This window comes from Hydrocoleum sp. CS-953, assembly GCF_002260545.1.
Lineage (GTDB): Bacteria > Cyanobacteriota > Cyanobacteriia > Cyanobacteriales > Microcoleaceae > Trichodesmium.
On record NZ_LGSU01000996.1, the window covers coordinates 1 to 5,882 of the forward strand.

Sequence of the window (5,882 nt, forward strand, 5' to 3'; positions counted from 1 at the left end):
GATCTTGTCCAACAAAAGTATATTTGGCTCCAATTGCCTTGTTTGCGGTTCCTCCACAGGGGTCTTCTTCTCGTTCCTTATTTCCAGTAGCTATTAGCTATCAAAAGACTACTATTAGTGAGGAGTGGGTGTTGTTTACACCACTAGATGCTGATGAACCTTGGATGAGTGCCAAAAATATTGTACAAATGGCTGATTCTAATTATCACGAATTGATTTCCCATTTAGGTCGAACTCATTTAGTAGTTGAACCTTTTATTGTACCGACCTACAATTTGCCAGAAAATCATCCTTTGAGAAATCTGCTGACTCCCCATTTCGAGGGAACTGTTTTGATTAATTACGGTGCCCACTCTCTTTTAGTTGCTCCTGGAGAAGCAGTAGATTCACTTTTAGCTAGCAATATCGGAGCCGATCAATCTTTGGCTGCAAAAGGTTCTCAGAGTTATTTATTTAATTTTAATGCTATTAATTTTCCCCAAACCTTAGTCGATCGTGGAGTGAATAATTCTGATACTTTACCTATCTATCCTTATAGAGATGACGGTCAATTAATTTGGGATGCTATTTATAACTGGGTTAATGATTATTTGTCTATCTACTATACCAGTGATGATGTCATTGTAGNGCTGCAAAAGGTTCTCAGAGTTATTTATTTAATTTTAATGCTATTAATTTTCCCCAAACCTTAGTCGATCGTGGAGTGAATAATTCTGATACTTTACCTATCTATCCTTATAGAGATGACGGTCAATTAATTTGGGATGCTATTTATAACTGGGTTAATGATTATTTGTCTATCTACTATACCAGTGATGATGTCATTGTAGCGGATAAGGACTTACAAGATTGGGGAGCTACTTTGGTTTCCTTAGACGGAGGACGAGTAGAAAATTTTGGAGAAGATAGTCAGGGACAAATTAAAACCCGAGATTATTTAGTTAAAGCGGTCTCTACGATTATTTTTATCGGTAGTGCGCAACACGCGGCAGTTAATTTTTCCCAGAAAACTTATATGATGTATGTCCCAGGATTTCCTTTAGCACGTTATCTGATGCCCCCGACTAGCACTGAAGATCGGGAAAGTTTTATGCAGGGACTACCTTCCTTAAGTCAAGCTCTAGAACAAATTAATACCCTTTACTTACTTGGTTCAGTTAACCATACGAAACTAGGCAATTATTATGCATCTGCTTTCCCGGAAAATCAGGAATTACAATTGGCTTTGAACAAATTTAAAGAAAGTTTGAATGCAGCAGCGACTATTATTAATCAAAGGAATCAAAGTCCTGAGCGTTTGATGCCTTACGAGTTTATGCTCCCAGAGAATATTCCCCAAAGTATCAATATTTAGGAGTAAATATTAGACATCTCTAGAAAAGAGGGAGTAGGTAGTAGGGGGAAATAATTGATGTATCTAGCCCGATAATTGATTTTCTTTTTTATTATTGGAGATGTCTAATATTGGTTGTAGTAGGGCTGAAGCCCTATCTATCTTATATCATGTTCGGATAATTAGGTATAAATAAAATATTTGGTTTGGATAGGATATATTTTAATTTTTCTCCTACTCCCTGACTCTCTTAGTATCTTAATTATCAGTGTTCAACCGGACATGGTATTACTTATGGCTAGAGCAATACTACAAGCTTTAATAATAAGTGATAACTGAAATGACTGAACCAAATGATGTTAAATCCCCAACACCTAATTCTGAACAGTCAGCTCAACCGACTGAAGATGTAAAAACAGAGTCAAAAACAGACTCTTGGCAAAATCGTCTTGGTGGAATTTGGCATGATACCAGCAACCGTTTAATGAAGCTTTTCCCTGTAGATAAGGCAGCACAAACAATAATGCAATGGTTTACTGTGGATGAAGCTCAAGTTGCCGAAATATTAGAAAAAGTTCGCGCCGAGCTTCCTACCACTGAAGCAATATTAATTGGTANCAGTCAGCTCAACCGACTGAAGATGTAAAAACAGAGTCAAAAACAGACTCTTGGCAAAATCGTCTTGGTGGAATTTGGCATGATACCAGCAACCGTTTAATGAAGCTTTTCCCTGTAGATAAGGCAGCACAAACAATAATGCAATGGTTTACTGTGGATGAAGCTCAAGTTGCCGAAATATTAGAAAAAGTTCGCGCCGAGCTTCCTACCACTGAAGCAATATTAATTGGTAAACCGCAAACAGGTAAAAGTTCCATAGTACGAGGTTTAACAGGAGTTTCACCAGAAATAATTGGTCAAGGTTTTCGCCCCCATACTCAACACACCCAACGTTATGCTTATCCTTCTGACGATCTGCCATTGTTAATTTTTACGGATACTGTGGGGTTGGGGGATGTGAAACAGGAAATTCCGGTTATTATTAATGAACTTTTGGGAGAGTTGCAGCAGGAAAGCAACCGGGCTAGAATTTTGATTTTGACTGTAAAAATTAATGATTTTGCTACGGATACTTTACGACAGGTAGCACAACAGTTGCGAGCGGAATATCCAAATATTCCTTGTTTATTAGCAGTAACTTGTTTGCATGAGGTTTATCCTAACCCCACTGACGATCATCCCGAATATCCTCCAGAATTTGAGGAAGTTAACCGTCCTTTTGCTGCTATTGAGGCAGATTTTGGCAAATTGTATAATAGCTCTGTTTTGCTTGATTTCACCTTGGAAGAGGATGGCTATAACCCAGTATTTTATGGTTTAGAAGCTTTTAGAGATAGTTTAGCAGAGTTGCTACCGGAAGCAGAGGCACGAACAATTTATCAATTATTAGACGAAGAAGCAACCAAACAATTAGGCAATATTTACCGAGATGTTGGGAGGCGTTACATTTTATCATTTACTATTATGGCAGCTACGGTGGCAGCAGTACCTCTACCTTTTGCCACAATGCCAGTTTTGACAGCGTTGCAAGTGTCGATGGTAGGTTTATTGGGAAATTTGTATGGGCAAACAATTTCTCCTTCTCAAGCAGGTGGGGTTGTTAGTGCTATTGGTGGGGGTTTTGTCGCTCAAGCAGTGGGGCGAGAGTTGATTAAATTTGTGCCTGGGTTTGGGAGCGCCATTGCTGCTTCTTGGGCAGCAACTTATACTTGGGCGTTGGGTGAAAGTGCTTGTGTTTATTTTGGAGATTTGATGGGAGGGAAAAAGCCAGATCCGGAGAAAATTCAGGGAGTGATGCAGGAGGCGTTTGAGTCGGCGAAAGAGAGGTTTAGAAGTTAGAATTCAGAATTTAGAATTTAGAATTCAGAATTTAGAAGTTATATCAAATCCGGTAGTATCGGTAGAATTCAAGGCCGTAGGGGTTTGGTCTCCAAACCCTCCATAAACTAGGAGTTTTCGCTCTTTTCTGATGGTAGAATTATATCACTTCCGTTGCCCAGCGNGTAGGGGTTTGGTCTCCAAACCCTCCATAAACTAGGAGTTTTCGCTCTTTTCTGATGGTAGAATTATATCACTTCCGTTGCCCAGCGGACATGATATTAGAAGTAATTAATGACGAAAGTTGCATACATAAATAGTGCAGCGAAATTATATATGTTCAGGACTTATACCAATTCCCATGCATTAACGCTATACTTGGATAAAACTTCAATTATTAAGTAATTAAACTAAGATAATTACTTTTTTGTTAGAAAAGAGCAATTTTAGCATTAATTATTCTTGTTTGTAGGGACGCCCTTATGCAACGTCCCTACCTCCCCTACTCCCCTACTTCAATCAAATATAGAAAAGTTTTTGAGAAATGGTATTACGCAGAGGTACTACATATAGAGTTAAAAAACTATAACGTTATAGTTTTGAACGCTATAGAGATGGTTTTTGCGTAAGTCCTATATGTTGTTTGAGAGTTAACTGTAGGGGTTTGGTCTCCAAACTCCCACAACTCTACAGCGGAAGTCAGAAGTCAGAAGTAATATTATGTCCGGTTGAATAGCTATAAATAAGAAGGGAGGAGTCAGGAGTCAGGAGTCAGGAGTCAGGAGGGAAGAGAGGAAAAAGAAAGTATAAAAAGGAGAACGTTTTTTTATCACTAATTATCCGGACATAATATAATATCATCTTCAGATAACCAGTGATAAAAAAGTTTTTGCTTGACAGACTTTAATGATAACTATTCAACCCGACATGATATAATTGATGTTTTTCTGAGAGGAGTAACAATTGTTTCAATTCAAACTCAAACAGCATTGCGTAAAGCATTAATATCTGAACCACAAATTGCNTCACTAATTATCCGGACATAATATAATATCATCTTCAGATAACCAGTGATAAAAAAGTTTTTGCTTGACAGACTTTAATGATAACTATTCAACCCGACATGATATAATTGATGTTTTTCTGAGAGGAGTAACAATTGTTTCAATTCAAACTCAAACAGCATTGCGTAAAGCATTAATATCTGAACCACAAATTGCCTCTAAATTCTCAGTAATTTTCTCAATTTCCCAATCCCACCATTTAATTTCCAACAACTCTTTAATAATAGCTTCTTCAAATCTTTTCCTAATTTCTTTAGCAGGATTTCCACCCACAATACTGTATGGTTCAACATTCTTTGTTACTACAGATTTTGTCGCAATAATCGCTCCATTTCCTACTTGAATACCAGGCATAATTGTCGCTCCATAACCAATCCAAACATCATTACCAATAATAGTATTACCTTTGTATGGCCAAGAGTTAGGCATGGCTTTTTCCCAACCATTTTCAAACACAGGAAATGGATAATTTGTAAACCAGTCAGTCCGATGATTTCCACCATTCATAATAAATTTTACATCAGAAGCAATAGAGCAGAATTTACCAATAATTAATTTATCTCCTATAAAGTCAAAATGATAGAGAACATTCCGCTCAAAATTCTCTGGATTCTCAAAATCATCATAGTAGGTATAGTCTCCCACAATAATGTTAGGATTATTAATAATATTTTTTAAATAAACTAATCGAGTTTGATTAGGTATTGGATATTTCAGATTAGGGTCAGGACCGTTATTCATAATGTTGAAAATAAGGAAGAAGGAAGAAGGAGGAAGGAAGAAGGAAGGAAAAGATTGATTGAGAGAGCAATTTCAAATCAAAAATTTGGATAATAAAAATAAAGAGCAGTTGATATTAAATCTAGTAGAATCGGTGTTATTCAGTATTTAAAGATAAGAATAGGGGCGAATAGCCATTCGCCCCTACCCATTGCATAACTCTTGACTCAACCAAATTATTTAACTAAAGTAATAATTTACTTCAACACATACTTACTCAGTACCGCATATACTTCATTAATATTCACTGAACGATTAAATTCATGGCTAATTGGTTCTGACTCACTACCCACCCAAATTTTTAATTCTGCATCTAAGTCAAAATGCCCTGCACTTTCTTTGGAAAATTTAGTAATTTTTGAATAAGGAATAGAAAGAAACTCAATTTTATGCCCACTTACTCCTTGTTTATCTACCAAAATTAAACGCTTATTAGTAAACACAAACATATCCCGAATAATCTGGTAAGCTTTTTCAATTTGTTCTCCATCTACTAAAATTTCATTGAATAACTTATCTAGTTTTTTAGAATCAACATTAAGTTCGGAAGCATTGCCGAGCAAACCACTAATTAAACGCATATTTTACTCCTTTTAATATTATCAATATTTAATAAGCTTGACTATCAAATCATTGAGCCGAACATTATTTTTATCCTCTATTCTATTTTAACAAACCTAGTGGCGCTACGCGGAAGTTAAAAGCCTGAAAGGTTGCGAGGCGACAGCCGTGGGAATCTCAAAAGTCAAAAGTATTGGTTAGTAAGGCTTTTAGGATTTTGTAACTGGTTAGTTATTTACGCTATCCTGCACTAGGCATCATATTAAGTT

General features: G+C 36.5%; 3 protein-coding genes and 2 pseudogenes. 3 read left to right on the forward strand and 2 right to left on the reverse strand.

Translation table 11 applies throughout. From position 1 onward, the window contains the following. Positions 1-128: 128 nt before the first annotated feature. The 3 genes and pseudogenes from AFK68_RS45175 to AFK68_RS14205 all read left to right on the forward strand — a co-directional run. Positions 129-627: lipoxygenase family protein (locus AFK68_RS45175; protein WP_371357385.1), on the forward strand; the 499-nt coding region annotated here is incomplete at its 3' end. A 1-nt stretch (position 628) separates the two neighbouring features. Next, positions 629-1,354, forward strand: a pseudogene (locus AFK68_RS45180) (lipoxygenase family protein); the annotation flags it as partial. Positions 1,355-1,951: 597 nt separating this feature from the next. After that, positions 1,952-3,229 (forward strand): annotated as a pseudogene (locus AFK68_RS14205) (YcjF family protein); the annotation flags it as partial. Positions 3,230-4,383: 1,154 nt separating this feature from the next. Here the strand turns inward: AFK68_RS14205 and AFK68_RS14210 are convergent. Then, positions 4,384-5,013: a Vat family streptogramin A O-acetyltransferase gene (locus AFK68_RS14210; RefSeq protein ID WP_094673368.1), complete on the reverse strand. Its 630-nt coding sequence runs from the start codon at positions 5,011-5,013 to the stop codon at positions 4,384-4,386. Between the two features lie 236 nt (positions 5,014-5,249). After that, positions 5,250-5,633 (reverse strand): PH domain-containing protein, encoded by a 384-nt coding sequence (locus AFK68_RS14215; protein WP_094673369.1) that lies wholly within the window; start codon positions 5,631-5,633, stop codon positions 5,250-5,252. Positions 5,634-5,882: the final 249 nt, after the last annotated feature.